This is a genomic window from Algibacter miyuki, assembly GCF_030409805.1.
GTDB classification, from domain to species: domain Bacteria; phylum Bacteroidota; class Bacteroidia; order Flavobacteriales; family Flavobacteriaceae; genus Algibacter; species Algibacter miyuki.
Window position 1 is genome coordinate 361,090 of the sequence record NZ_JAUFQP010000007.1, and the last position, 24,488, is coordinate 385,577.

A 24,488-nucleotide genomic window follows, 5' to 3' on the forward strand; every position below is an offset into this window, starting at 1 on the left:
CCCAAGCAGCAATGTTTGGGATTTTTTTTATTTGGGCAATTTTGTTTTGGGAGAAAAACCCAAAACAAACCGCGCTTTCCGCTATATCTTTTTACAAAGCAATCCTGAACTTGTTTCAGGATCTGTTCAATTCCATAGAAATTTCAGCTAAAAATTAAAGCATAGTCTATTTAAAAGCTTTACAAAAAGGATGCCGCTGCAATCCCTATCGCAAAAGTTACCATCCCACAACGGCAAATCTATTCGCAAAGAATTTCATTTAAAACATAACAAATTCTACACGTATTTTTATATTTGCCTAAGATTACTAAATACACCTAAAAATGATAAAGAATTTTGTTGAAGAATTAACGTGGAGAGGCATGATACAAGATAGTATGCCAGGAACGGAAGAACACTTATTAGAAGCCATGCGTAAGGCGTATGTAGGTATTGATCCTACGGCCGATTCTTTACATATTGGTCATCTTGTTGGTGTTATGGGTTTAAAACATTTTCAATTATCAGGACATAAACCAGTGGCATTAGTAGGTGGAGCAACGGGAATGATTGGTGATCCTTCTGGAAAATCTGCTGAACGTAATTTACTTACCGAAGACATTCTTTTGCATAACCAAAATGCCATAAAAGAACAACTATCTCGCTTTTTAGATTTTGATAGCGATGCAGAAAACGCAGCTATTATCGTAAATAATTACGATTGGATGAAAGAGTTTTCATTCTTAGAATTTATTAGAGACGTGGGTAAACACATTACCGTGAACTATATGATGGCGAAAGATTCTGTAAAGAAACGTTTGTCCTCTGAGTCTTCTGTAGGAATGAGCTTTACCGAATTCACCTACCAATTGGTTCAAGGTTACGATTTTTTACATTTATATAGAGAAAAGCAATGTACCCTTCAAATGGGCGGAAGCGACCAGTGGGGAAACATTACTACGGGAACAGAATTAATTCGTCGTGTTGATGCCGGAAAAGGTTATGCCTTAACTTGGCCATTAATTACAAAGGCCGATGGCACTAAATTTGGTAAAACCGAAGGCGGAAATATTTGGTTAGATAGCGAAAGAACATCTCCTTATAAATTCTACCAATATTGGTTAAACACCAGTGATATTGATGCTGAAAAATATATCAAGATTTTCACATTTTTATCCAAAGCAGAGATTGAAGCTTTGATAGAAGAACATCAAGAAGCACCACATTTACGTGTTTTACAAAAGCGTTTAGCTGAAGAAATAACCACTATGGTACATTCTAAAGAAGATTTAGAGAATGCCATAAAGGCGAGTAATATTCTTTTTGGAAAATCTACAGGAGACGATTTAAAAGCTTTAAACGAGCAAACCTTTTTAGACATTTTTGATGGTGTTCCATTAACTGAAATATCTCAAGCCGATATTGATAATGGTTTGGATATTATAGCTGCGTTAGCAGAAAAAGGAGGCTTTTTAAAATCGAACGGTGAAGCGCGTCGTGCATTAAAAGAAAACTCTATTGCTGTAAACAAAGAGAAAGTAAAAGACGATTACAGCATTACTAAAGATGATTTAATAAACAATAAGTTTGTACTACTTCAACGTGGCAAAAAGAACTATTTTGTATTGCGTGTGGTGTAACACCAAAGGCAATCACTTTATAAAATAAAAAACTCAGGTTAAATTAACCTGAGTTTTTTTTATGCTCTATTTTTATTTTTTCCGCGAAAGCGTTATTGTCTTTTAAACAATTAAAAACCCTATTTCTTAAACGTCAATGTTTCAGGATAACCCCAATCGGCACGAATTTCTACCGCATTAAAATGACTCACCTTTTCGGGTTGTATCTTTTTCAAATAACTTCCCGCATCGTACTTTTCGTTACCATTAGCATCATGTATTACCCGAATTTTATAAGTAGCAGGTGCTACATTTAAAAAATTGACAACCCCATCTGTTTTGGCATACTGCTCATATTTAACTTCGCCTTTATCCGTTGTTAATTGAATAATTAACGGAAAAGTAGCATTAACCAAAGTAAACCTAGCGTAACCAAATTCCGATTCTTTTTTTGTACTAAACGAATAGTTTAACGTATCGTTTTTATCATTATAAAAATCGGTGAACCCTTCTGGCAATACTTGTATTTGATACTTATTATTAGCTGTTTTAACAAAATCAAATTCATATATATTGTTAATCGTATCAAACTTGGTAGTAAAAGCCACCTTAGTCGAATCCTTATCTAAAACCGTCATTTTTTCAGCATTAAAATTTACCAAAGGCGTACTTCCTGAAATATAAAACGGCGTATTATATGCCACTGAACCCGATGGTGTTGATTGCATCACCAAACTATCGCGATCTAGTTTTCGTATTCTAACAGAATATTTCTTTTCATAATCCTGATTAGTAACCGTAAATAATAACGAATCAACTTCTAGCTTTGGTTTATACCAAAAGTTAAGCGTGTCGGTTTTTACATCTTTCACAATGCGATATTCAAAATCTTCTGGAACTTCTGAATCTACCTGTATTTTCATTCCTTCATAATCACCTTCAAAACCAAAAGCAATTTTTTCACCTCCAATAATCATGGGCCTTGTGGCTTTATAATCTAGGGTTTCTTTAAATAATTTCAGGGTATAAAGCGAATCTGTAGGTACCGTTATAAAGTCTTTATAAAATCCAATTTCATCAGTTTTTTGTTGAAATATATTATCAGAATTCCCATCCTTTAAAGCTACAAGTAAATATTTCCCTGCCTTAATGTTATCCACAGAAAACGTAGTAACACTATCTAAGGTATTGGTAATATATTTTGGTTTTTTCTGATAAAAAACAGAATCTGTAAAAGTAGAATCTACCTCATACAACATGACTGAAATAAAAGTATCTGGCTTTGCTTTTAAAGCATCTACAACATTCCCTTTTACACTTAACGAGTCGATATAATCCCCAGTAGAAAACACATAACGATAATACGGATAAGCGTTGCCTTCGTTATTATCCTGAATACTGTTTCCAAAATTAAACGCATAAGTTGTGTTTGGCGCAAGCGTATCGTGAATTTTAATAGTAATGTATTTACTTCCCGTACCAAGCGGCGTAATCTCTGGTTGATTTTCCATCGGAGGTGAAATAATAAGCTGTTTATTTAAGTCTTTTATTTTAACGTATTCATCAAAATAAATTTTTATTTCATTACCCTTAAAATTGGTGGTTAAATTCGCCGGCACTGTTTTAACAATAACTGGAGGTGTCACATCTTTTGGACCACCATCTGGCGTACCTCTATTGGCACAATTAACAAAAATGAGACCAATAACCGCAGCTAAAATAAAATTTGAAAGTGTTTTATTCATTACCAATTAAAATTTTCACAAACCTACATAATTTTAAACATATAACGTTTAAAAGCCTAAGCAATTGCCATGGTTGCTATACTTATTTTTACGTTTTCGGCTTCGTTTAAAACCGAAATACAAGCTTCCAAAGTAGCTCCTGTAGTAATAATATCGTCCACAATTAAAATATGCTTCCCTTCAATGGCTTTTTTATTTTTAAGTGTAAACAAGTCGTCACTATTTACCCAACGGGCAATTCGACCTTTATTAGTTTGCGATTTATTATTTGAAATTTTTATGAGAACATCCTCCAAATAATCAGCTCCTAAAGCCTCGGCTATTTGTTCGCCAAATTTAGTAACCTGATTAAATCCGCGCGATTTCAGTTTCTTTTTATGTAATGGTACGCCAATAACCACATCAATATCCTTATAAGCCTCCACATCGGCCAACTCATTCCCCAACCAATTACCAAGCACAAAACCAATATTTTCGTAACCTTTATATTTTAAGCCGTGAATAAGCTGTTGCACCAAACTCTTTTTTTCGAACCTAAAAAGCGCCGTACCATGTTCCACTTTGCATCGTCCATAAAGTACGTTTTGAATGGCATCGGCATCATCAAAATGAAAATTAGTAACCGGTAAATCATGCCTGCAATCTGTACAAATAGTATCTTCATTATCATGCAATACACCCAAACAGGCATAGCAAACTTTAGGGAAAAATATATTTAATACCGATTTAATCATTTAAAATAAAAGTAGTTCTGTAAATTTAGTTAATTATAACGAATAGTTTCAAACGCTTTTTTATTTTTGCATTATGGCAAATCAAGATGATAAATTTAAAAAGGTAATATCGCATGCAAAGGAATACGGATATGTATTTCAAAGTAGCGAAATATACGACGGTTTAAGCGCCGTTTACGACTATGCACAAAATGGTGCTGAATTAAAGAAAAACATACGTGACTACTGGTGGAAAGCCATGGTACAGATGAACGAAAATATTGTAGGTATCGATGCCGCAATATTTATGCATCCTACAACTTGGAAAGCATCGGGACACGTTGATGCCTTTAACGATCCATTAATTGACAATAAAGACTCTAAAAAGCGTTACCGCGCCGATGTTTTAATTGAAGATTATTGTGCTAAAATTGAAGCTAAAATTGATAAAGAAGTTGCTAAAGCTGAAAAACGTTTTGGTGAAGCATTTAATAAAGAAGAATTTTTAGCCACAAACGGACGTGTTGTTGGGTATCAAGAAAAAATAAATGCTACGCTTTCGCGGATGGGTCAATCTTTGGAAAAAGAAGATTTAGCTGATGTAAAAGCCCTAATTGAAGAATTAGAAATTGCAGATCCTTTAACAGGAAGTAGAAACTGGACAGATGTTAAGCAATTTAACTTGATGTTTGGAACCAAACTTGGTGCTTCTGCAGAGTCTGCTATGGATTTATACTTACGTCCAGAAACAGCGCAAGGTATTTTTGTTAACTTTTTAAATGTTCAGAAAACGGGACGAATGAAAATTCCTTTTGGAATTGCACAAACCGGAAAAGCCTTTAGAAATGAAATTGTTGCAAGACAGTTTATTTTTAGAATGCGTGAGTTTGAACAAATGGAAATGCAATTTTTTATTAAACCAGGCACACAAAAAGAATGGTACGAGCACTGGAAAGAAACTCGTATGAAATGGCACTTATCTTTAGGCATGGGCGCGGACAATTACCGTTTTCACGACCATGATAAATTAGCGCATTATGCTGATGCTGCTGCTGATATTGAATTTAAATTCCCATTCGGGTTTAAAGAATTAGAAGGAATTCACTCTAGAACTGATTTTGATTTAAAAGCTCATGAAGAATTCTCTGGAAAGAAATTACAATATTTCGATCATGAAGAAAACAAGAGCTATGTACCTTACGTTTTAGAAACCTCTATTGGTTTAGATCGTATGTTCTTAGCTGTATTCTCTAATGCTTTACAAGAAGAAGAATTAGAAAACGGAACAACGAGGACGGTTTTAAAATTACCAAGTGTTTTAGCTCCTGTAAAAGCTGCTATTTTACCATTGGTTAAAAAAGATGGCTTACCTGAAGTTGCTCGTAAAATTGTAGAAGAATTGAAATGGGATTTCAACGTAATTTACGATGAAAAAGATGCTGTAGGGCGCCGTTACAGAAGACAAGATGCTAACGGAACACCATTTTGTATTACTGTAGATCATGACACCTTAAACGATAACACAGTTACTATTAGACATAGAGATTCTATGGAACAAGAACGTGTTAATATTGCCGATTTACAAAAAATTATTAAACAAGAAGTTGATGTACGTACTTGGTTAATGAAGATGTAATATTGGGTTAATTGATATTTATAAAAAAATCCCGAACTATTAAATAGTTCGGGATTTTTTATGACTTATTTTCTTGAGAACACGCAACAGGTTTTAACACCCGAAAAGTGTACAATCAGAATAATGATATTATTAGTTAGTTACAATTTAGGCTATACGCCAAAGACACTTAAATTAAATAGTAATTTGTCTATCTATTTGCTGATCTAAAGAAATGAAAGTTTCAGTGCGAGAAACTCCTGAAATGGTCTGTATTTCATTGTTAAGTAAGTGCATTAAATCGGCATTATCTTTACATAAAATTTTAATTAACACGTTCCAATTCCCTGTGGTGTAATGACACTCTAATACTTCGGGTACTTTTTTAAGCTGTTTTATGGCTTCTGGATTTTGTATGGCTTTATCTAAATACACACCAATAAAGGCCACGGTTTCGTAACCTAACATTTTTGGATTGATTACAAATTTTGACCCTGAAATAATTCCAGACTTTTCGAGTTTACGCAAACGTTGATGAATGGCAGCCCCGGAAATATCTACATTTCTAGCGATTTCTAGAATTGGTATTCTAGCATCTTCCATTAAAGTACGTAGTATTTTTTTGTCTATTCCGTCTATCGTGAGGTTTTTGTTTTTTGGTTTCATTCGCTTTTATTTCGATTTAAAAGTTAAAAATAACAATTTCCTTGTCAAATGAAAGCCTTTTATCTGTTTTTGATTACAGTAACGGCAAAATAATAAAAACTGAATAGTTTAAAACGGACCTTAGCGGCTGTTGCGTTAGGGATTGAACGGCCTGTTTGAGCTCCCCGACTTTTTAGGCGGGAGCGAGTAGAGAAAGCCCGACCCTTTTGTTTTTATACGCCTAAAAAGCGTAGAAATACAAAAGGGTAACGCCCCAATAATTTTAGTTATCGTTTAATAACTTTGATAATTCGTCTAATTTTGGTGTTAAAATCACCTCAATACGACGGTTTTTCGCTTTACCTTCTGCAGTTTCATTGGTTGCAACGGGTGCAAACTCGCCACGACCGGCTGCGGTTAAGTTTTCGGCATTAATATTTTCGTTTTCACGAAGAATAGTTACAATTGCCGTAGCACGTTTTGTAGACAAATCCCAGTTGCTGGTTAAAACTCCGTTACCTTTATAAGGCACGTTATCGGTGTGACCTTCGATTAACACAGCGATGTCTGGATTATCACCCAATACGCTACCCAATTGTTTTACGGCACGTGTACCTTCGGCTCCAACAGCCCAACTTCCTGAACCAAATAAAAGTTTATTTTCCATAGATACGTAGACTTTTCCGTCGTGTTGCTCTACGGTTAGCCCTTTACCTTCAAAATCGGTTAAGGCTTTTGAAATCGCCTCTTTAAGCGCTGTCATAGCCGCGTCTTTGGTCGCGATAACATTTTCTAACTCGGCCACACGATTTGAACGATCTTCAAGTTCTTTTTTAAGCTTATTCAGTCGATCGTTTTCATCGGCTAAGGCTTGTTCTTTAGCTTCCAATTGCGCTAATAATTCACGGTTTTTTTGAGAATTAGAAGCAATAGCTGCCGAACTATTTTTTTCTAAAGCATCGTACGAATTTTTTAAATTATCGTAGTTAGCCTTGGTTGTACTGTAATCTGACTGTAATTTATCGCGTTGTGCTACAGCCTCATTATAAGCCGTGTGTAATTGCTTTAACTCGCTTTCGGCTGTATTTTTTTCACTAGACAAGAGCTCGTTAGCATCGGATAGCTTTCGATTTTGTTGTTTTAATTTAGCGTATTTACTTTCTAAATCTTTATAAACTTTTGGAGAAACGCAGCTTGTTAAAAAAGCAACGGTTAATAGTGTGAGTGCGGTTTTTTTAATCATTTTTAATGCGAATAAATATTGGTTGTTTTAATTTTCTATTTCTACTAAAATTGGGCAGTGGTCGCTATGCACGGCTTCAGTAAGTATAACGGCTCTTTTGATGTTTTCTTGTAAAGGCTTTGAAACTAAAGCATAATCTAAACGCCAGCCTTTATTATTGGCGCGTGAATTAGCACGGTAACTCCACCAGCTAAACGTTTGGGTTTCTGGATGAATGAAACGAAAAGAATCGGTAAAACCGTTATCGATAAATTTACCTAACCACTCGCGTTCTTCGGGTAAAAAACCTGAAACACCTTTCATCTTAGGGTTATGAATATCAATTTCTTCATGACAAATATTATAATCGCCACAAATAACCAAGTTCGGAATGTCCTTTTTTAAACTGTTTATATACTCTTGAAACATATCCATGTATTCAAATTTATGGCTTAATCTGGCCGCGTTGGTTCCGGATGGCAAATACAGGCTCATTACCGAAACGCCGTCGAAATCTGCTCGAATATTTCTACCTTCGAAGTCCATTGATTCAATTCCCGTGCCAAACTCGACGTGATTTGGTTCAATTTTACTTAAAATAGCCACACCGCTGTACCCTTTTTTTTGTGCGCTATACCAATAGTTATAAATGTACCCCGCTTCTTCAAAAATCGCCATATCCAACTGGTCTTTCATGGCCTTGATCTCCTGTAAACAAATCACATCTGGATTCGCACTTTTTAACCAACCAATAAAATCTTTTTTTAGTGCCGCACGAATGCCATTAACGTTATATGATATAATTTTCATGTTGTCTTATTTTTTTAAAACCCTATTAATCAAGGTTAATTATGATTTTACTTACCTGTAAAATGAAATTTTAGCTAAAATAAATAATACCCTACTTTTACACTAAAATAAGCGAAGGAGTTTTAACGAAGGTATCAATAAAATATTTCAATTTTTTTTCAGTTTAAGAGTTTAATGAAGTTTTTTACAAGCATAATAATGGTTTTAATTGGTTTTTGTGGCATGGCGCAGAACCAAACTTCCATTTATAAAACGAAAAAAGTTGCAGTAAAACCCATTATCCAAATTGATAGTGTTAGCATTAATTCGAGTAGGTTTTCTGTACAAAAAACGGATAGTACTTTAATTGATTCTAGCTTTTACACTGTCAATTTTCCAAAAGCTGTATTGATGTTCAAAGAACCGATTGAAATAGATTCGATAATTATAAATTATTTAAAATTCCCGGAGTTTCTAACCAAAACTTATCGTCAATTAGACGAACATATTATTGTTAAAAATACGCGTAACCTCAATAATTTATATAAACTATCACAGCCTAACACCTCTAAAACCTTTATTCCTTTTGATGGTTTGACGACTTCCGGAAGTATTTCTCGTGGGGTGACTATTGGTAATAATCAAAATTCAGTTTTAAACAGCGAACTCGATCTTCAAATTACAGGAAAGCTCAACGATAAAGTTTCGCTTCGCGCTTCCATTCAAGATGCTAATATTCCGTTACAGGAAAGCGGATACAGCCAGCGTTTAGATGAGTTTGATCAAGTTTTTATTGAATTATTTACCAATGAGTGGCAAATTAGAGCAGGCGATATCGATTTGGTTAATACCGATTCCTATTTTGCTAATTTCTCCAAACGTGTACAAGGTTTAAACTTTAATTTAAAATTGGGAGAGGATAACTCTAAAACCGATTTATTTGCCGCCGGTGCATTAGTTAGAGGCCAATTTACAACCAGTCAATTTACAGCTCAAGAAGGCAACCAAGGCCCTTATAAATTACAAGGCACCAATGGCGAATTGTTTGTCCTTATTGTTTCGGGCAGCGAAACCGTTTATGTTAACGGCGTTGCAGTGAGTCGCGGTGAAGGCGAAGATTACATTATTGATTATAACGCTGGCGAAATTATATTTAACTCCACGTTCCCAATAACTTCGGAAATGCGTATTACCGTCGATTATCAATTTAGCGATAGAAATTATTCGCGATTTGTAGCCTATGGTGGAGGTGGTTTTGAGAGTGATAAACTAAAACTTGGAGTTTCGATTTATTCTGAAAACGATGCCAAAAACCAACCTTTACAGCAAAACCTTTCCGAAGAACAAGTCAACATTTTAGCTAATGCTGGTGATGATAAATCGTTAATGGTCGCACCTTCTGCCGTTCAAGAAGCTTTAAATGACAATCGGATTTTATACAAAAAAGAATTTATTGATGGCGCTGAAGCTTTCGTGTTTTCTAATAACGAAGCTGATGAATTATACAGGGTTACCTTCTCTTTCGTTGGAACTGGTTTGGGCGATTATAATTTAGGCAGCACCAACGCTATCAATAACATTTATGAATATGTTGGAGTTTCTCAGGGAAACTACGCCCCTGTTGTGCAACTTATAGCGCCTACAAAATTACAAATTGCTGTGGTTAACGGAAGTTATCATCCTTCGGAAAAAACAATGATTAATTTTGAAGCTTCGGGAAGTAAAAATGATTTAAACTTATTTTCGAAAACTGACGACACCAACAACGACGGTTTTGCAGGAAAATTAAATATCGAACAGCAACTTATAAAAACGGATAGTCTTTGGAATGTAAATGCGCTTTTTGATAGTGATTATATCAGTTCGAATTTCAGAAATATTGAAGGCCTTTACAACCCCGAATTTAATAGAGATTGGAATTTAGACCTCACCAACCTCAATGGTATTGGCACAAACCTTGGCAACCAATTACTTGTAAATTCAGGGTTTCGGGTGTTTCATCCTACTAAAGGAACGGCTAATTATCAATTTGAACATTTAAATTTTTCTGATGGTTTCAACGGGAATCGTCATATAGCACAAGCTAATTTATTTTTTGATAAATTTCAGATTACGTCCAATTCCAGTTTTCTAAACGCAAATTCAAACCAAAATACTTCAACGTTTTTACGCTCGTATAATCGTTTTTCTTATAGTTTGAAATCGAGTTGGGTTGGCGCTATTTTGGCCATTGAGGATAATCAGCAAACTGATATTAGCACCAGACAACTAACAGCATTAAGTCAGAAATATAAATCGTACGAGGCATTTTTTGGTGTTGGTGATAGCACTAAAGTCTTTGCCGAAATAGGTTATAAAAATCGTGTAAACGATAGTTTAAGAAACAACATACTGCAAAAAGTAAACACATCGAACACGTTTTACTTAGATTCAAAATTAGTTCAGAATAAAAATACCAACCTCGCTTTATTTGCCAATTACAGAACGCTGAAAAGTGAAGACAACACGGTAGAAAACGAGCAATCGTTAAATTCTCGATTGCAATTCAATCAAAAGTTATTTAAGCAAGTGGTACAATGGAATACTATTTTCGAAACCAATTCGGGCACTTTACCGCAACAAGATTTCACTTACGTGGAAGTTGAAGCTGGGCAAGGCACCTACGCTTGGATAGATTATAACGAAAACGGCATTCAGGAACTAGACGAATTTGAAATTGCAGCATTTCAAGATCAAGGAAAATATGTACGTGTATTGCTACCCAATCAAGTCTATATTAAAACGCACCAGAACAGGTTGAGCCAAACGTTAACTATAAACCCATCGAAATGGACGGTTTCAAAAAAGAAATTTGAGCAGTTTTGGTCGCACTTCTACACACAAACCGCTTATTTAATTGATCGGAAAATAAAGCGTGAAGGTGCACAATTCAACCTGAATCCTTTTGAAAAAAACTCCAAAGACCAACTGGGGCTGCAGCTAAATTTTAGAAACGTATTGTTTTTTAATAGAGGTAAACAACATTACACTACGTCGTACACTTATTTAGACAATACCACGCGCAGTGTGCTTTCCATAGGGTTTATTGAAAACAGTGTTCAAAGCCATCAACTGCATTTCAATCATAAAATATCAGGAAATTGGCTCGTTAATTTACTATCAACTTTTGAAAATAACGAGAGTATTAGTGAAAATTATTCAAGTCGGAATTACAACTTTGATGAAACCAGACTGAACCCAAAATTATCATATTTATTTAATGATAGTTCTAGTTTTGATATCTTCTATCAGTTTGAAGATAAAACCAATACTATCGGTGATTTAGAATCATTACAACAACAAAAATATGGCGCATCTTTCACGTTAAACAATAAAGATAAAGGAGCGATAAATGGTGAGTTTAACTTTCTTTCCAATCAGTTTGAAGGTTCCGCAAGCACACCTGTAGCCTACCAAATGCTTGAAGGTTTACAGCCTGGAAAAAACTATACTTGGACGCTTTTAGCTCAAAAAAAACTGACTCGTTTTTTAGATTTAAACTTTAGCTACTTCGGAAGAAAAACAGAAACGAGTAAAACCATACATACAGGATCGTTTCAACTGAAAGCGTATTTCTAAAACCCAGATTGGTCTATTTTTTCGAATACCTTCATAATAGTTTCCACAGCATGGATATAGAATTCAGGTTGAATATTCTCAAAATCGTCTGTTGGTTCGTGGTAGTCTTCATGATCGGCCACTCCAAAATACAAAAAAGGCACTTTCTTTTTATGAAAATTGGCATGATCGGAAGAGTAAGTCCAATTTTCTAAGCCATCGAAACCATCATGCCCTTTGACAAGCTTGATCTTTTTGCTGATTTCAACTTCAGAAACCATGTTTTTTAAAATTTCATTATAAGCTGTTCCTACAACGAATAATTCATTTTGATGGCTACGCCCAATCATATCCATATTCATGTTTAAAACCACGTTATTGTTTGTCATTATAGCAGTTTTCACAAAATACTCAGAACCTTTTAAACCTAATTCTTCAGCATCAAAAGCAGCTAAAATTACACTGTGCTTAGGCGGGTACTTTTTTAAATATTCAGCAAAACTAAATAAAGCTGATACTCCCGAAGCATTATCATCTGCGCCATTATATATCTTACCGCGCTTTACCCCTTCATGATCGTAATGCGCACTTATAACGATGTATTTCTTCTCAAAACCTGAACCTTTAATTAAACCTAAAACATTAACACCATCATAATCCTTATTACTTCTAGAAAACTGAAATGCTTGCTCGTAATTTTGAACTAATGGTAAAACATCTAAACTATAAAACTGGTTTACAATATACTTTCTAGCTTTTATTCCTCCATCTGTACCGGTTCGTCGCCCTTCAAAAGCATCAGATGATAAGGATTTTAAGTGTTTCAACAAGGCTGTTTTACTAAATAAAGCATCGGCATTAGTACAAATTTGTGAATTTCCTTCAATCGAAAACAAGAGGCAAATCGATATAATAATTGTTAAAAATTTGGGCATAAAAAGCAATGATATTTAATTTTTCATCTGAATGAATATACTCATATTTGGTAAAATAACAGCGGCTTTTTTCGCAATATCACAACCATTATGAACCAAAAAATCGCCTAAAAATTTCTTTTTAGACGATTTTTTAAAATGTTATTATAAAATTAAATAGACGCTTTCATCAGCTCTCTATTCATTCTAGCAATATTATCTAATGAAATACCTTTTGGACATTCCACTTCGCAAGCACCTGTATTTGTACAGTTTCCGAAACCTTCCAAATCCATTTGCGCTACCATGTTTTGCACACGTTCTGTAGCTTCTACGCGACCTTGTGGCAATAATGCATATTGAGATACTTTAGCACCAACAAACAACATCGCTGACGAGTTTTTACACGTAGCAACACAAGCTCCACAACCAATACAGGTTGCTGCATCCATCGCTTCATCGGCTGCTATTTTAGAAATAGGAAGTGAGTTAGCATCCTGAGTGTTTCCAGAAGTATTAACAGAAATAAATCCGCCAGCTTGCTGAATACGTTCAAATGCCATTCTATCGACAACTAAATCTTTAATTACTGGAAATGCTGCTGCTCTAAATGGCTCGATAGTAATGGTGTCGCCATCTTTAAACATACGCATGTGTAACTGGCAGGTTGTTACCCCACGATCAGGACCGTGCGCTTCGCCATTGATATACATAGAACACATACCGCAAATTCCTTCACGACAATCGTGATCGAAAGCCACAGGCTCTTCTCCAGAATTTACAAGTTGCTCGTTTAGAACATCCATCATTTCTAAAAAAGACATATGATCTGAAATATCAGTTACTTTATAATCGACCATTTGACCCTTTGCATTTGAGTCTTTTTGTCTCCAAATTTTAAGTGTTAAATTCATAGTGCCTTTTATTATTTGTATGAACGTTGTTTAAGTTCAATATCTTTAAATTCTAATTCTTCTTTATGTAAAACCGCATCGGCAGGTTCTCCTTTATATTCCCAAGCTGAAACAAAAGCAAAATCTTTATCGTTACGTTTTGCTTCTCCTTTTTGAGGACCATCTAACTCCGCAGATTCTTCTCTAAAGTGTCCACCGCAAGATTCTTCTCTAACTAAAGCATCTTTAGCGAATAACTCACCAAGTTCTAAGAAATCGGCAACACGACCGGCTTTTTCTAACTCTGGGTTCATTTCATCAGCAGTTCCAGGAACCATAACATCTTTCCAGAATTCTTCACGAATGGCTTTAATTTCAGCCATAGCTTCTGTTAAACCTTTAGCGTTACGTGCCATCCCAACTTTATCCCACATTACTTTACCTAAGCGTTTATGGAAATGATCGACAGTTTTTGATCCTTTATTATTGATAAAGAAGTTAATTTGATCTTTAACTGCTTTTTCAGCTTCGTCAAATTCTTTAGTTTCTGTTGAAATTTTTCCGGTACGAATATCATTTGATAAATAATCACCAATAGTATAAGGTAACACGAAATAACCATCGGCTAAACCTTGCATTAAAGCTGAAGCTCCAAGGCGGTTGGCACCGTGATCGGAGAAGTTAGCTTCACCAATGCAGTATAAACCATCTACCGTTGTCATTAAGTTATAATCTACCCAAACACCACCCATTGTGTAGTGTGTTGCAGGATAAATCATCATCGGTGTTTTGTATGGATTCTCATCTACGATTTTCTCATACATTTGGAATAAGTTTCCGTATTTAGCTTCAACAATCGCTTGCCCTAATTCGTATATTTTAGCTTCAGAAGCATTTGTAATATTATGAATTTTAGCTTGCTCTTTTCCGTAACGTGAAATAGCAGATTCAAAATCTAAATACACTGCTTCGCCTGTAGCATTAACACCATAACCAGCATCACAACGTTCTTTAGCTGCACGAGATGCAACATCACGAGGGACTAAGTTACCGAAAGCAGGGTATCTTCTTTCTAAGTAATAATCTCTTTCTTCTTCAGACAAATCGGTTGGTTTTTTACGACCTTCACGAATTGCCATAACATCTTCCATGTTTTTTGGAACCCAAATACGTCCATCATTACGTAAAGACTCAGACATCAACGTTAATTTAGACTGATAATCTCCCGAACGCGGAATACATGTTGGGTGAATTTGAGTATAACAAGGATTAGCGAAATACGCTCCTTTTTTATGAATTTTCCAAGCTGCAGTAGCGTTAGACCCCATAGCGTTTGTTGATAAGAAATATACATTTCCGTATCCACCAGAAGCAATAACAACAGCATGTGCTGAATGTCTTTCTATTTCACCAGTAATTAAATTACGAGCAATAATACCACGTGCTTTCCCGTCTACTTTTACAACGTCTAGCATTTCGTGACGGTTAAACATTTCAATTTTACCACGCGCAATTTGGCGGTTCATTGCCGAATATGCTCCTAATAATAATTGCTGTCCAGTTTGTCCTTTAGCATAAAATGTTCTGGATACTAATACACCACCGAATGAACGGTTATCTAAAAGTCCGCCATAATCACGTGCAAAAGGAACTCCTTGTGCCACACATTGATCAATAATATTTGCAGACACCTCAGCTAAACGATAAACGTTAGCTTCACGTGAGCGATAATCGCCACCTTTTACGGTATCGTAAAATAATCTATATGTAGAATCGCCATCACCTTGGTAATTTTTCGCGGCATTAATACCACCTTGAGCGGCGATAGAGTGCGCACGACGTGGCGAATCTTGATAAGCAAATGCTTTTACATTATATCCTAACTCGGCTAAGGTTGCAGCGGCTGAGCCACCTGCTAAACCTGTACCTACAACAATAATGTCGATGTGACGTTTATTTGCTGGGTTTACCAAGTTTATATGATTTTTATAATCTGTCCATTTATCTTTAATTGGACCTTTTGGTACTCTTGAATCTAAAGCCATACTATTATAAGATTAATGGTTAAAAAAGTGATAAAGTGCTATAAAAATAAACCCTAATGGGATAATAATAGAATAGGCTTTACCAATATTTTGTAATGTTTGTTTTCTTCCTGCTGTAGATCCCATAGATTGGAAAGCAGATGTAAATCCATGCATTAAGTGTAATGCTAAAAACACAAAAGCAATAACATAAGCAATAACACGTGCAGGGTTTGCAAATTTATGAACCAATTCTTCATAGTAACGAAAACCTTCAACACCTTCCATGGTTCCAGACCAATCGCCTTGAATAAATTTCGTGTTAATTTCTGGAAACCAAAAATCGATAAAGTGCAATACCACAAAGGCCAAAATAGCTACACCAGACCAAATCATGTTTCTACTCATCCACGAAGAATTTGCAGCACCATTATTTTTAGCGTAATTAACGCCATTTGCTTTTTTGTTTTTAAGTTCTAAAATGAAACCCATAATAAAATGGAATACCACACCAAAAATTAAAACAGGTTGCAAGGCAAATTGCACTAAAGGATTTGTCCCCATAAAATGTGACACTTCATTAAAAATATCTGGACTAAATACCGACAGGATATTAATTGCAAAATGTTGTAACAAGAAAAACATGAGGAAGAATGCAGAAAGTGCCATAGCAACTTTTCTTCCAATTGAAGATTTAAAAAATCCGCTCATTATTTTAAAATTAGTTTATATATACTAACAAAGGTAATGACCACATGTATTTTTAACAAGCTTTAAAGCGGGTTTTATTTTGTATTTAGAATGATTATAATTAAAAAACTCATCCTATGAAATCTATAATTATACAGAAAACATAGGATGAGTTTTATTTTGTATTTAAAACCTTAAAAGAAAGGCTTTATTTTACTACTAATTTTTTAGTAATAGATGTGATATCTGAATGAATATTAACGAAATAAAGTCCGCTAGAAACCCCGGATAAACTGATGGTTTTAAGACCTGAATTATTAGACACATCAACCTTAGACACTAAACGCCCATTAACATCGTAAACCATTACTTTTTCAACATTTACTGAAGACGCATTTTTGATGAAAAACTCATTTTTTGCTGGGTTTGGATATAATTCAATACTACTTTCTAAAACATCTTCATCGATACCTAATGTACATTTATAAGTAGCCATTAAAGGATACTCACAAACTACATTAGTACTACTCAACTCCTGAATAAGATGACCTGCTTCTTTATTTCCATCATTAAGAGTTCTTATCACTTGACCACTACCGAAATTAAAATCCATAGCATCATTATTATCATTAACATGATCTAACAATTGCGCATGCCCAAGCTCATGGAGCGCAACACTTTCAAAATCTATCTCGAAAAATATTCCATTTTGATTCTCACCAAAATACCATTCTTCAAAACCATCATCATTATCAAGATCGGCAAAAACCATATCAATTTCTGCAACAACCCAGTTTCCATCACCGTTACAACTCCTCTTATACACTAAAGTGGTAAGTCCTAAATAGCCTTGATCACCTAAACCTTCGCTAAAACCAATAACATTTAAACCATCTATTCCTGCTTTAGAAACCGATGTATTATCACCGAAAACCCAATTAATCCCAGTTTCACAACGCCAGTTTTCAAAAGCCCTCGTAAAAGATGCTAAAGCTGGAGCATTATTTATTAAACTCGTACTTCTATTCCAAACGAAAGCACCACCATTAGCACCATAATGCTGAACCATAAAAGCATTTACTTCATCATCATAATTAAGCACTGCATAAGACACCGTTAATATGCCATCAGACTGCGCTAAACCTTCATTTGCATCAACAATAGTTACAGCACCAGTACCCGCTAAAGAAGGCACTTCTACTGTTATCTCAGTATCTTTCCATGTTAAAACTTGAGAATCTAAAGCATATACAACACTTTCACCACCGTCAATAGTGTTAGCAAATCCAACTTTTCCTTTTTCAGTACCAAAATCGGTACCTGTAATTGCTAAAACCTCTCCTGTTCCTGCCGTTACAGGCTTTTCAGAAAACGATATATTTTCAGCAGCCAAAAGTCCTTTACTTTGAGCCGTCTTATTTAAAAACTTCGCAACGCTAAATTCTAAAACTTCAGAAACACCTACTTTGGTTTCATTTGTTATTTCTTTATAAAGCACCGCCTGAATACCTTCTTTTTTATTAAAAGGATTTGTTGCAACATCTTCGATTAAATTATATTTATAAAAACCCTGCACTCCGCTATACGCTTTAAACGTATTACTTTTAGACGATTCGTCATTATACAAGGTAAATACCCCAACGTCGTTTAAATTTAAATTTAAATTAGGCATAATTTTCACCGCCGTGTCACCAACAATCCCTCCCGGTGTCACAACTTCTACTGTTCGAGATTGCTCTCCTTTGAATACTTTATAAACCTCTACAGTATTAACTGTATAAATTTCGGTGTGTTCTGCATTCCAGAAAGATTCTTTCGAAATCACTTTTCCTTCAACAACTAAGCTAGACGCTTCAATTTGCTGTTCCAAGGGAATTTCCTTCAACATAACTTGAGCGCTTAAGCTAGCGAGCCCAATAAAACTAGAAAATACTGTAAGAAGTATTTTTTTTGTAGTAATTTTCTTCATAATAACAATTTAATTTACAAATGGATGAGGGAGAGCTAATTAGAGATGCGCAATTTACTGTTTTTTGATGTTATTTCCATGCTTTTTTTTCACAAAAACACCAATAAATAAATCATTATTTTTGTATTTCAAATTACACAATAAAAGATACCGCATGAAATATCATCCAATTAATTCAGACTTATTCATCAAGAATAGACAAAATTTCGCTAATAAAATGATGCCCAATAGCTTAGCTGTATTTAACTCTAACGACATCTACCCTATTAGCGCAGATAGCACCATGCCTTTTGAGCAGCACCGAGACATTTTTTACTTAAGCGGCGTAGACCAAGAAGAAAGTATTTTGGTAATATTCCCCGATTGCCCGAAAGAAAAGCACCGAGAAATTTTATTTCTTAAAGAAACAAACGAACATATTGCTATTTGGGAAGGCGAAAAACTAACCAAAGACAAAGCTTTTGAAACCAGTGGAATAAAAACGGTATACTGGCTCCAAGATATGGAAAAAGTCATGTTCGAAATTATGACACAATGCCAAACCGTTTACATAAACACCAACGAACATTACCGCGCTAACGTAGAGACAGAAACCCGAGAAGATCGTTTTTCTAAATGGTTAAAAGATAAATACCCTGCACATCAAGTTGCTAAAAGCAACCCCATCCTACAAGGATTACGCTCTATAAAAGACCCGATTGAATTAGACTTAATCCAACAAGCATGTGATATTACAGAAAAAGGATTCCGACGAATTTTAGGTTTCACAAAACCTGGTGTTTGGGAATTTGAAATTGAGGCAGAATTTATGCATGAATTTTTAAGAAATCGCTCTAAAAAATTCGCGTACACTCCCATTGTAGCCTCCGGAAACAATGCTAACGTGCTTCACTATGTTGAAAACAACCAACAATGTAAAGCAGGCGATTTAATTTTACTAGATGTTGGTGCAGAATACGCAAACTACTCTAGCGACATGACCAGAACCATCCCTGTTTCTGGACGTTTTACAGATAGACAAAAAGCAGTATACAACGCCGTATTAAAAGTTAAAACTGAAGCAACAAGCATGCTGGTTCCCGGAACGGACTGGGCACAATATCATGCTGAAGTTGGAAAAATAATGACCAGCGAACTCTTAAATTTAAACCTGTTAGACAAAGCCGATGTTCAAAATGAAGATCCAGATTGGCCAGCCTATAAAAAATATTTCATGCACGGCACAAGCCACCACATGGGATTAGACACACATGATTACGGCATACTCACAGAGCCAATGCAAAAAAACATGGTGTTTACTGTAGAACCGGCTATTTATATCCCGAAGGAAGGATTTGGTATTCGCTTAGAGGATGATGTGGTGATTCAAAAAACCGGAGAACCTTTTAATTTAATGAGAAACATTCCGTTGGAAGCTGATGAAATTGAAGATATCATGAACGCTTAAACCAACACAAAAAAAATAATTCAATAAAAAAAGGGTCGTTAAAAAAACGACCCTTTTTGCTTAGAAAAAAAATAATTATTAAAATGTTTATTGAGGGACTAATTCAAACAAATAATTATTTAATCTTTGTAATGTATTAATTTTATCGTTAGAATCTATCAATAACGAAATATTATTATTGCTTCCTCCATAAGAAATCATCCTGATTTTTACGTCTTGTAAAATCTGAAATAACTTATAAGTTTCTTGATGATTAACAACCGCATGCCCTACTAAGCACACAATACTTTGATTTTTATCAACCTCAATAGATGCTATTTTTTGTAACTCTACTAAAATTTTATCTAAATTTTCATCATCATCAATAGTTAAAGATACAGCAACTTCTGAAGTTGTAATCATGTCGATTGAAGTTTGATACGTTTCAAAAATTTCAAACACCTTTTTCAAAAAACCATGCGCCTGTAACATACGTGCCGATTTAATTTTAATCGCCGTAATACCATCTTTTGCTGCAATAGCCTTAATACCATCGCCCGAAGTTTTGCTTGATATTAAAGTTCCGTGCGCTTCTGGATTCATCGTGTTTTTTAATCTTACCGGAATACTATCTGCCCTTACAGGTGTTACCGTTTGTGGATGTAAAATCTTTGCTCCAAAATAAGCGAGCTCCGCTGCCTCATCAAAAGATAAATTTGAAATCGGATTGGTGTTTTCAACATATCTAGGATCATTATTATGCATCCCATCAATATCAGTCCAAATTTGCACTTCTTCCGCAAGTATAGCAGCACCAATAATAGTCGCTGTATAATCACTTCCGCCACGTTGTAAATTTGACACTTCACCATCAGCATCTAAACAAATAAAACCTTGGGTAATATAAATATCAGCCGATCCAGCTTCATTTAAAACCACCTGGAATTTTTCTTTTATATAATCAATATCTGGCTCTTTAAAAGAATCAATACGCATAAAATCTAAAGCTGGCAACAAAGCCGACTGCACACCTTCTTGCTTTAAAAAACTATTAAACATAAAGGTTGAAAGTAATTCGCCTTGAGCAACAATTTGATTATCCAACAAAACAGAAGGCACACCTGAAGCACATTCCGTTAAAAACCCAAACACTTCAGAAACATAACTTTTCGTTTCTTTATTTAACGCCTCATTATATAATAAGGTATCAATAACCTCAAAATAAGTGTTTTTCAACTTACTTATTTGATCTATCGCTAAACTCGATTGATTACTTTTAATATCCTTCGCGATAGCCACCAATTGGTTTGTGGTTCCAGACATTGCAGAAAGCACAACCACTTTTTTAGTGCCGTCGTTAATAATGTTTTTAACATTAAGCATATTCTCAACCGACCCGACCGAAGTCCCTCCAAATTTTAAAACTTTCATACGCTATTACTTCTTTATTAGTTTAATATTATAGACAAAATTAAAACTCCTAATCGGAAAAACGCTATTTATTCGAAAATATGTTTATTTTTGCACAAATTGTTAAATAATTAACGTGAAAACGGTATCCAACTGTGTAGAAGACATTTTAATATCGCAACCTTACTTAGAGGAAGCACTATCTAGAAACATTATAAATTTTAGCGCATTAGCATTAGAACTTACCGAACCGATAAGTAAAATGCTGAAAAAAGATGTAAAAGCAGGCGCTATAATGATGGCTTTACGCCGATACAATCCACCTACAACCCTAACCAATTCGGTTAAAATGAAACGGGTAATTCAAAATTTAGGAGACATTACCGTACGCTCTAACCTTACCGATTACACGGTTAAGAATTCAGGAACGCTCATTGATAATCATGCGAAAATTTTAGCAAGAATTAACGAAGAATCAAAATTATTTTACACCTTCACTAGAGGCATTCACGAAAGCAACATCATTATTTCCAGTAGCTTAAACGATTTTATACAAACCTCCTTAAAACACGAAAGCTTTTTAGCAGTGCAAGAAGGTTTATCTGCTATTAGCATAAATTTACCACAAGACAACTCTAAAATCGCAGGCCTATATTATCATTTTTTTAAACGCTTAGCTTGGGAAGGCATTGTACTTTACGAAGTTATTTCTACAACAAATGAGTTCACCATTTTAGTTGAAGACGAATATGTAGACCAAGCATTTGCCGCCATTAAACGTGTGAAATCTTAATTTTTAATTCCTATTCGATAGCGTATCTTTGCCCTCCTTATTAAAAATTCATGATTTTAAATTACAAAGGCATAAACCTATATTATACTGATCAAGGTCGCGGAAGTGCTATTGTTCTCCTTCACGGTTTTCTAGAAAACAGCAGCATGTGGGACGATATCACTCCAACTCTCATAAAAAAGAATCGGGTGATTTGCATCGACTTATTAGGCCACGGCAACACCGACTGTTTAGGCTACGTACATAGCATGGAACTCATGGCCGATGCGGTAAGTGCCGTTTTAAAACACCTAAAAATTCGTCGTTCTACATTTATTGGTCATTCTATGGGCGGCTATGTGGCGCTCGCTTTCGCGGAAGAAAACCCAGACGCCTTAAAAGGTTTATGTTTAATGAATTCCACCGCAAGTGCCGACACCGAAGAAAAGAAACATAACCGGAATCGCGCTATTTTAGCGGTAAAACAAAATCATAAAACCTTTATTAGAATGGCTATCGGAAATTTATTCCGCCCAAAAAACCGTAAACTCTTTGCTGATAAAATAAAAGAAACCACTCAAAAAGCACAACAAACACAGTTACAAGGCATTATTGCAGCACTGGAAGGCATGAAAATTAGAAACGATCGTGAAGCCTTACTACACTTTACACCTTTTAAAAAAATGATGATTGCCGGAAAAAAAGACCCCGTTTTAAACTACGACAATCTTGTTCAACAAACCAAAAACACTGAAGTCCATTTAGTAACACTTCCGGACGGACATATGTCACATATCGAAAATAAAGACATTTTCTTACTAGAAATAATGCATTTCATCGAAAAAATATAACTTTTCATCGTTTTAATTTCTTTTTTTCATTATATTCACAACACCAAATCAGAATATTATGAAAAACCCACCAAAAAAACCAGCACTTATTCCAAAAATGTTTTGCAACATATTTGGTCATAATTACAAGGTTTCAAAAAAAGTAACCTATCATGTAAACGAATACACTTGTTCACATTGCAAAAAGCAATTAACAACAAGCAGTAACGGCAGCTTAATTGAGCTTACTCCAAAATTTAAAGAAATAAACAGTATTCTAGAACGCATCCACAACAGCAAAGTTGCCAAGCACAGCAAAAACAATCACAACCCATTACAAGAATTATTAACGCTTAACCCCAAAAATCATGTTTTACTATAAACTTCCTACAACATTATTAAGACCACACCAAAAAGAAGTTATCGATTTAATGCAAATTGTAGTCATATCCTATACCGCAAAAAGCAGAACAGCCCGAACAGACGATTAATCGAAAGTTTTCCAGCCTTGTGCTTTTAGTTCAATTTTGGTATTAGCACGTGTTACTAAATGCACTCCTGCACTTTCTTCCACTAAATGCCCTATAATACTTAAATGTGGATTCGCTTTTATTTTAGGAAAATCGGCTTGAGAAACTGTGAAAAGTAACTCATAGTCTTCTCCACCATTTAGCGCCACTGTAGTACTATCGATATTAAACTCTTCGCAAACTGTAATCACGGTAGGATCTAGAGGAATTTTATCTTCGTATAAATCACAACCTACTTTACTTCCTTTACAAAGGTGTAAAATTTCAGAAGACAATCCGTCACTAATATCAATCATTGAAGTTGGCTTCACATCCAAATCCTTCAACAGCTTAACAATATCTTTTCTAGCTTCAGGTTTTAACTGACGCTCTATGATATAAGTATACGCTTCTAAATCTGGTTGACTATTTGGATTTACTTTATATACTTCCTTTTCGCGCTCCAACACCTGCAAGCCCATATAAGCAGCACCTAAATCTCCAGTAACCACTAATAAATCGCCTACTTTTGCTGTATCTCTACGAACCGCTTCATCTTTTTGCACCTGCCCTATAGCGGTCACAGAAATCAATAATCCTGTTGTAGACGACGTTGTATCTCCACCAACAACATCGATACCATAAATTTTTGCCGCCGTTTCAATACCTGCGTATAATTCTTCTACAGCTTCTAAAGGAAATCGATTTGACACCGCAATAGATACCGTTATTTGAGTCGCTTCGGCATTCATTGCATAAACATCAGATAAATTAACCACAACAGCCTTATAACCTAAGTGTTTTAATGGCATATAACTTAAATCGAAATGTACGTTTTCAACCAATAAATCGGTAGTAACTACGATGCTTTTATCTCCAAAATCTAAAATAGCCGCATCATCTCCAATTCCTTTTACAGTAGAGGTATGCGAAATCTCAAAATTCTTGGTTAAATGATCTATTAGCGCAAATTCGCCTAAAGTACTTAATGGTGTACGTTGTTGATTTTTATCTTCTATCATGCTGCAAAAATAAGAAGCTCATTTTGTTTTTAATAGAAATTTAGCATCAAACGTTACGGAATTATTGAAATGAATCCAAAATACATCAAAAACTTGTTCTATTTC

At 35.0% G+C, this 24,488-nt stretch carries 20 protein-coding genes; 8 read left to right on the top strand and 12 right to left on the bottom strand.

Translation table 11 applies throughout. From position 1 onward, the window contains the following. The first annotated feature begins 323 nt into the window (after positions 1-323). Positions 324-1,619 carry a tyrosine--tRNA ligase gene (gene tyrS / locus QWY92_RS04625; RefSeq protein WP_290268838.1) on the top strand — a complete coding sequence of 432 codons (1,296 nt, stop codon included), beginning with the start codon at positions 324-326 and terminating at the stop codon, positions 1,617-1,619. A 119-nt stretch (positions 1,620-1,738) separates the two neighbouring features. Here tyrS and QWY92_RS04630 read toward each other — a convergent pair whose 3' ends face one another. Further along, the gene (locus tag QWY92_RS04630; RefSeq protein ID WP_290268840.1) at positions 1,739-3,343 is read right to left on the bottom strand and encodes an Ig-like domain-containing domain; all 1,605 of its coding nucleotides are present in this window, start codon (positions 3,341-3,343) and stop codon (positions 1,739-1,741) included. Between the two features lie 56 nt (positions 3,344-3,399). Further along, positions 3,400-4,077 carry a ComF family protein gene (locus QWY92_RS04635; RefSeq protein WP_290268842.1) on the bottom strand — a complete coding sequence of 226 codons (678 nt, stop codon included), beginning with the start codon at positions 4,075-4,077 and terminating at the stop codon, positions 3,400-3,402. 73 nt (positions 4,078-4,150) lie between these two features. On the opposite strand from QWY92_RS04635, the gene QWY92_RS04640 reads away from it, so the two are divergent. Continuing rightward, entirely contained in the window at positions 4,151-5,692 is a 1,542-nt protein-coding gene (locus tag QWY92_RS04640) for a glycine--tRNA ligase (protein ID WP_290268844.1), read from the top strand. A gap of 174 nt (positions 5,693-5,866) precedes the next feature. On the opposite strand, the gene QWY92_RS04645 is transcribed toward QWY92_RS04640, so the two are convergent. From QWY92_RS04645 to QWY92_RS04655, 3 genes are all read right to left on the bottom strand, one after another. Beyond that, entirely contained in the window at positions 5,867-6,337 is a 471-nt protein-coding gene (locus tag QWY92_RS04645; RefSeq protein WP_290268845.1) for an Lrp/AsnC ligand binding domain-containing protein, read from the bottom strand. Positions 6,338-6,599: 262 nt separating this feature from the next. After that, positions 6,600-7,559 (bottom strand): OmpA family protein, encoded by a 960-nt coding sequence (locus tag QWY92_RS04650; RefSeq protein WP_290268847.1) that lies wholly within the window; start codon positions 7,557-7,559, stop codon positions 6,600-6,602. Between the two features lie 27 nt (positions 7,560-7,586). After that, entirely contained in the window at positions 7,587-8,348 is a 762-nt protein-coding gene (locus tag QWY92_RS04655; RefSeq protein ID WP_290268849.1) for an exodeoxyribonuclease III, read from the bottom strand. Positions 8,349-8,522: 174 nt separating this feature from the next. On the opposite strand from QWY92_RS04655, the gene QWY92_RS04660 reads away from it, so the two are divergent. After that, positions 8,523-11,945: a DUF8818 domain-containing protein gene (locus tag QWY92_RS04660; protein WP_290268851.1), complete on the top strand. Its 3,423-nt coding sequence runs from the start codon at positions 8,523-8,525 to the stop codon at positions 11,943-11,945. Here QWY92_RS04660 and QWY92_RS04665 read toward each other — a convergent pair. The 5 genes from QWY92_RS04665 to QWY92_RS04685 form a co-directional block, all read right to left on the bottom strand. Beyond that, positions 11,942-12,859: a M28 family peptidase gene (locus tag QWY92_RS04665; protein WP_290268853.1), complete on the bottom strand. Its 918-nt coding sequence runs from the start codon at positions 12,857-12,859 to the stop codon at positions 11,942-11,944. The genes QWY92_RS04660 and QWY92_RS04665 overlap by 4 nt on opposite strands. Positions 12,860-13,011: 152 nt before the next feature. After that, positions 13,012-13,752, bottom strand: a complete 741-nt coding sequence (locus QWY92_RS04670; RefSeq protein WP_290268855.1) for a succinate dehydrogenase/fumarate reductase iron-sulfur subunit — start codon at positions 13,750-13,752, stop codon at positions 13,012-13,014. A gap of 11 nt (positions 13,753-13,763) precedes the next feature. Continuing rightward, positions 13,764-15,776, bottom strand: a complete 2,013-nt coding sequence (locus QWY92_RS04675; RefSeq protein ID WP_290268857.1) for a fumarate reductase/succinate dehydrogenase flavoprotein subunit — start codon at positions 15,774-15,776, stop codon at positions 13,764-13,766. A gap of 12 nt (positions 15,777-15,788) precedes the next feature. Then, positions 15,789-16,466, bottom strand: coding sequence for a succinate dehydrogenase cytochrome b subunit (locus tag QWY92_RS04680; protein ID WP_290268859.1), 678 nt, complete (start codon positions 16,464-16,466; stop codon positions 15,789-15,791). Between the two features lie 187 nt (positions 16,467-16,653). After that, the gene (locus QWY92_RS04685) at positions 16,654-18,414 is read right to left on the bottom strand and encodes a T9SS type A sorting domain-containing protein (protein ID WP_290268862.1); all 1,761 of its coding nucleotides are present in this window, start codon (positions 18,412-18,414) and stop codon (positions 16,654-16,656) included. Between the two features lie 154 nt (positions 18,415-18,568). On the opposite strand from QWY92_RS04685, the gene QWY92_RS04690 reads away from it, so the two are divergent. Continuing rightward, on the top strand, positions 18,569-19,861 hold the full coding sequence (locus QWY92_RS04690; protein WP_290268864.1) for an aminopeptidase P family protein: 1,293 nt from the start codon (positions 18,569-18,571) through the stop codon (positions 19,859-19,861). 87 nt (positions 19,862-19,948) lie between these two features. On the opposite strand, the gene QWY92_RS04695 is transcribed toward QWY92_RS04690, so the two are convergent. Then, positions 19,949-21,271 (bottom strand): aspartate kinase, encoded by a 1,323-nt coding sequence (locus tag QWY92_RS04695; protein ID WP_290268866.1) that lies wholly within the window; start codon positions 21,269-21,271, stop codon positions 19,949-19,951. 115 nt (positions 21,272-21,386) lie between these two features. On the opposite strand from QWY92_RS04695, the gene QWY92_RS04700 reads away from it, so the two are divergent. The 4 genes from QWY92_RS04700 to QWY92_RS04715 are packed head-to-tail and all read left to right on the top strand — an operon-like array spanning position 21,387 to position 23,343. Next, positions 21,387-22,043 carry a hypothetical protein gene (locus tag QWY92_RS04700; RefSeq protein ID WP_290268868.1) on the top strand — a complete coding sequence of 219 codons (657 nt, stop codon included), beginning with the start codon at positions 21,387-21,389 and terminating at the stop codon, positions 22,041-22,043. 50 nt (positions 22,044-22,093) lie between these two features. Then, complete coding sequence (locus QWY92_RS04705; protein WP_290268870.1) at positions 22,094-22,873, top strand: alpha/beta fold hydrolase; 780 nt, start codon at positions 22,094-22,096, stop codon at positions 22,871-22,873. A 58-nt stretch (positions 22,874-22,931) separates the two neighbouring features. After that, positions 22,932-23,234, top strand: coding sequence for a DUF1660 family phage protein (locus QWY92_RS04710; protein ID WP_290268872.1), 303 nt, complete (start codon positions 22,932-22,934; stop codon positions 23,232-23,234). Then, positions 23,221-23,343: a hypothetical protein gene (locus tag QWY92_RS04715; protein ID WP_290268874.1), complete on the top strand. Its 123-nt coding sequence runs from the start codon at positions 23,221-23,223 to the stop codon at positions 23,341-23,343. Before QWY92_RS04710 ends, QWY92_RS04715 begins: the two co-directional genes overlap by 14 nt. On the opposite strand, the gene thiL is transcribed toward QWY92_RS04715, so the two are convergent. Then, positions 23,340-24,383 carry a thiamine-phosphate kinase gene (gene thiL / locus QWY92_RS04720; protein WP_290268876.1) on the bottom strand — a complete coding sequence of 348 codons (1,044 nt, stop codon included), beginning with the start codon at positions 24,381-24,383 and terminating at the stop codon, positions 23,340-23,342. The genes QWY92_RS04715 and thiL overlap by 4 nt on opposite strands. Positions 24,384-24,488 lie beyond the last annotated feature (105 nt).

What these genes read in the sequence shown, in the direction of transcription:
- tyrS (WP_290268838.1), top strand. Translation starts at nt 324, where the DNA reads ATGATAAAGAATTTTGTTGAAGAATTAACGTGGAGAGGCATGATACAA.
- QWY92_RS04630 (WP_290268840.1), bottom strand. Translation starts at nt 3,343, where the DNA reads ATGAATAAAACACTTTCAAATTTTATTTTAGCTGCGGTTATTGGTCTC.
- QWY92_RS04635 (WP_290268842.1), bottom strand. Translation starts at nt 4,077, where the DNA reads ATGATTAAATCGGTATTAAATATATTTTTCCCTAAAGTTTGCTATGCC.
- QWY92_RS04640 (WP_290268844.1), top strand. Translation starts at nt 4,151, where the DNA reads ATGGCAAATCAAGATGATAAATTTAAAAAGGTAATATCGCATGCAAAG.
- QWY92_RS04645 (WP_290268845.1), bottom strand. Translation starts at nt 6,337, where the DNA reads ATGAAACCAAAAAACAAAAACCTCACGATAGACGGAATAGACAAAAAA.
- QWY92_RS04650 (WP_290268847.1), bottom strand. Translation starts at nt 7,559, where the DNA reads ATGATTAAAAAAACCGCACTCACACTATTAACCGTTGCTTTTTTAACA.
- QWY92_RS04655 (WP_290268849.1), bottom strand. Translation starts at nt 8,348, where the DNA reads ATGAAAATTATATCATATAACGTTAATGGCATTCGTGCGGCACTAAAA.
- QWY92_RS04660 (WP_290268851.1), top strand. Translation starts at nt 8,523, where the DNA reads ATGAAGTTTTTTACAAGCATAATAATGGTTTTAATTGGTTTTTGTGGC.
- QWY92_RS04665 (WP_290268853.1), bottom strand. Translation starts at nt 12,859, where the DNA reads ATGCCCAAATTTTTAACAATTATTATATCGATTTGCCTCTTGTTTTCG.
- QWY92_RS04670 (WP_290268855.1), bottom strand. Translation starts at nt 13,752, where the DNA reads ATGAATTTAACACTTAAAATTTGGAGACAAAAAGACTCAAATGCAAAG.
- QWY92_RS04675 (WP_290268857.1), bottom strand. Translation starts at nt 15,776, where the DNA reads ATGGCTTTAGATTCAAGAGTACCAAAAGGTCCAATTAAAGATAAATGG.
- QWY92_RS04680 (WP_290268859.1), bottom strand. Translation starts at nt 16,466, where the DNA reads ATGAGCGGATTTTTTAAATCTTCAATTGGAAGAAAAGTTGCTATGGCA.
- QWY92_RS04685 (WP_290268862.1), bottom strand. Translation starts at nt 18,414, where the DNA reads ATGAAGAAAATTACTACAAAAAAAATACTTCTTACAGTATTTTCTAGT.
- QWY92_RS04690 (WP_290268864.1), top strand. Translation starts at nt 18,569, where the DNA reads ATGAAATATCATCCAATTAATTCAGACTTATTCATCAAGAATAGACAA.
- QWY92_RS04695 (WP_290268866.1), bottom strand. Translation starts at nt 21,271, where the DNA reads ATGAAAGTTTTAAAATTTGGAGGGACTTCGGTCGGGTCGGTTGAGAAT.
- QWY92_RS04705 (WP_290268870.1), top strand. Translation starts at nt 22,094, where the DNA reads ATGATTTTAAATTACAAAGGCATAAACCTATATTATACTGATCAAGGT.
- QWY92_RS04710 (WP_290268872.1), top strand. Translation starts at nt 22,932, where the DNA reads ATGAAAAACCCACCAAAAAAACCAGCACTTATTCCAAAAATGTTTTGC.
- QWY92_RS04715 (WP_290268874.1), top strand. Translation starts at nt 23,221, where the DNA reads ATGTTTTACTATAAACTTCCTACAACATTATTAAGACCACACCAAAAA.
- thiL (WP_290268876.1), bottom strand. Translation starts at nt 24,383, where the DNA reads ATGATAGAAGATAAAAATCAACAACGTACACCATTAAGTACTTTAGGC.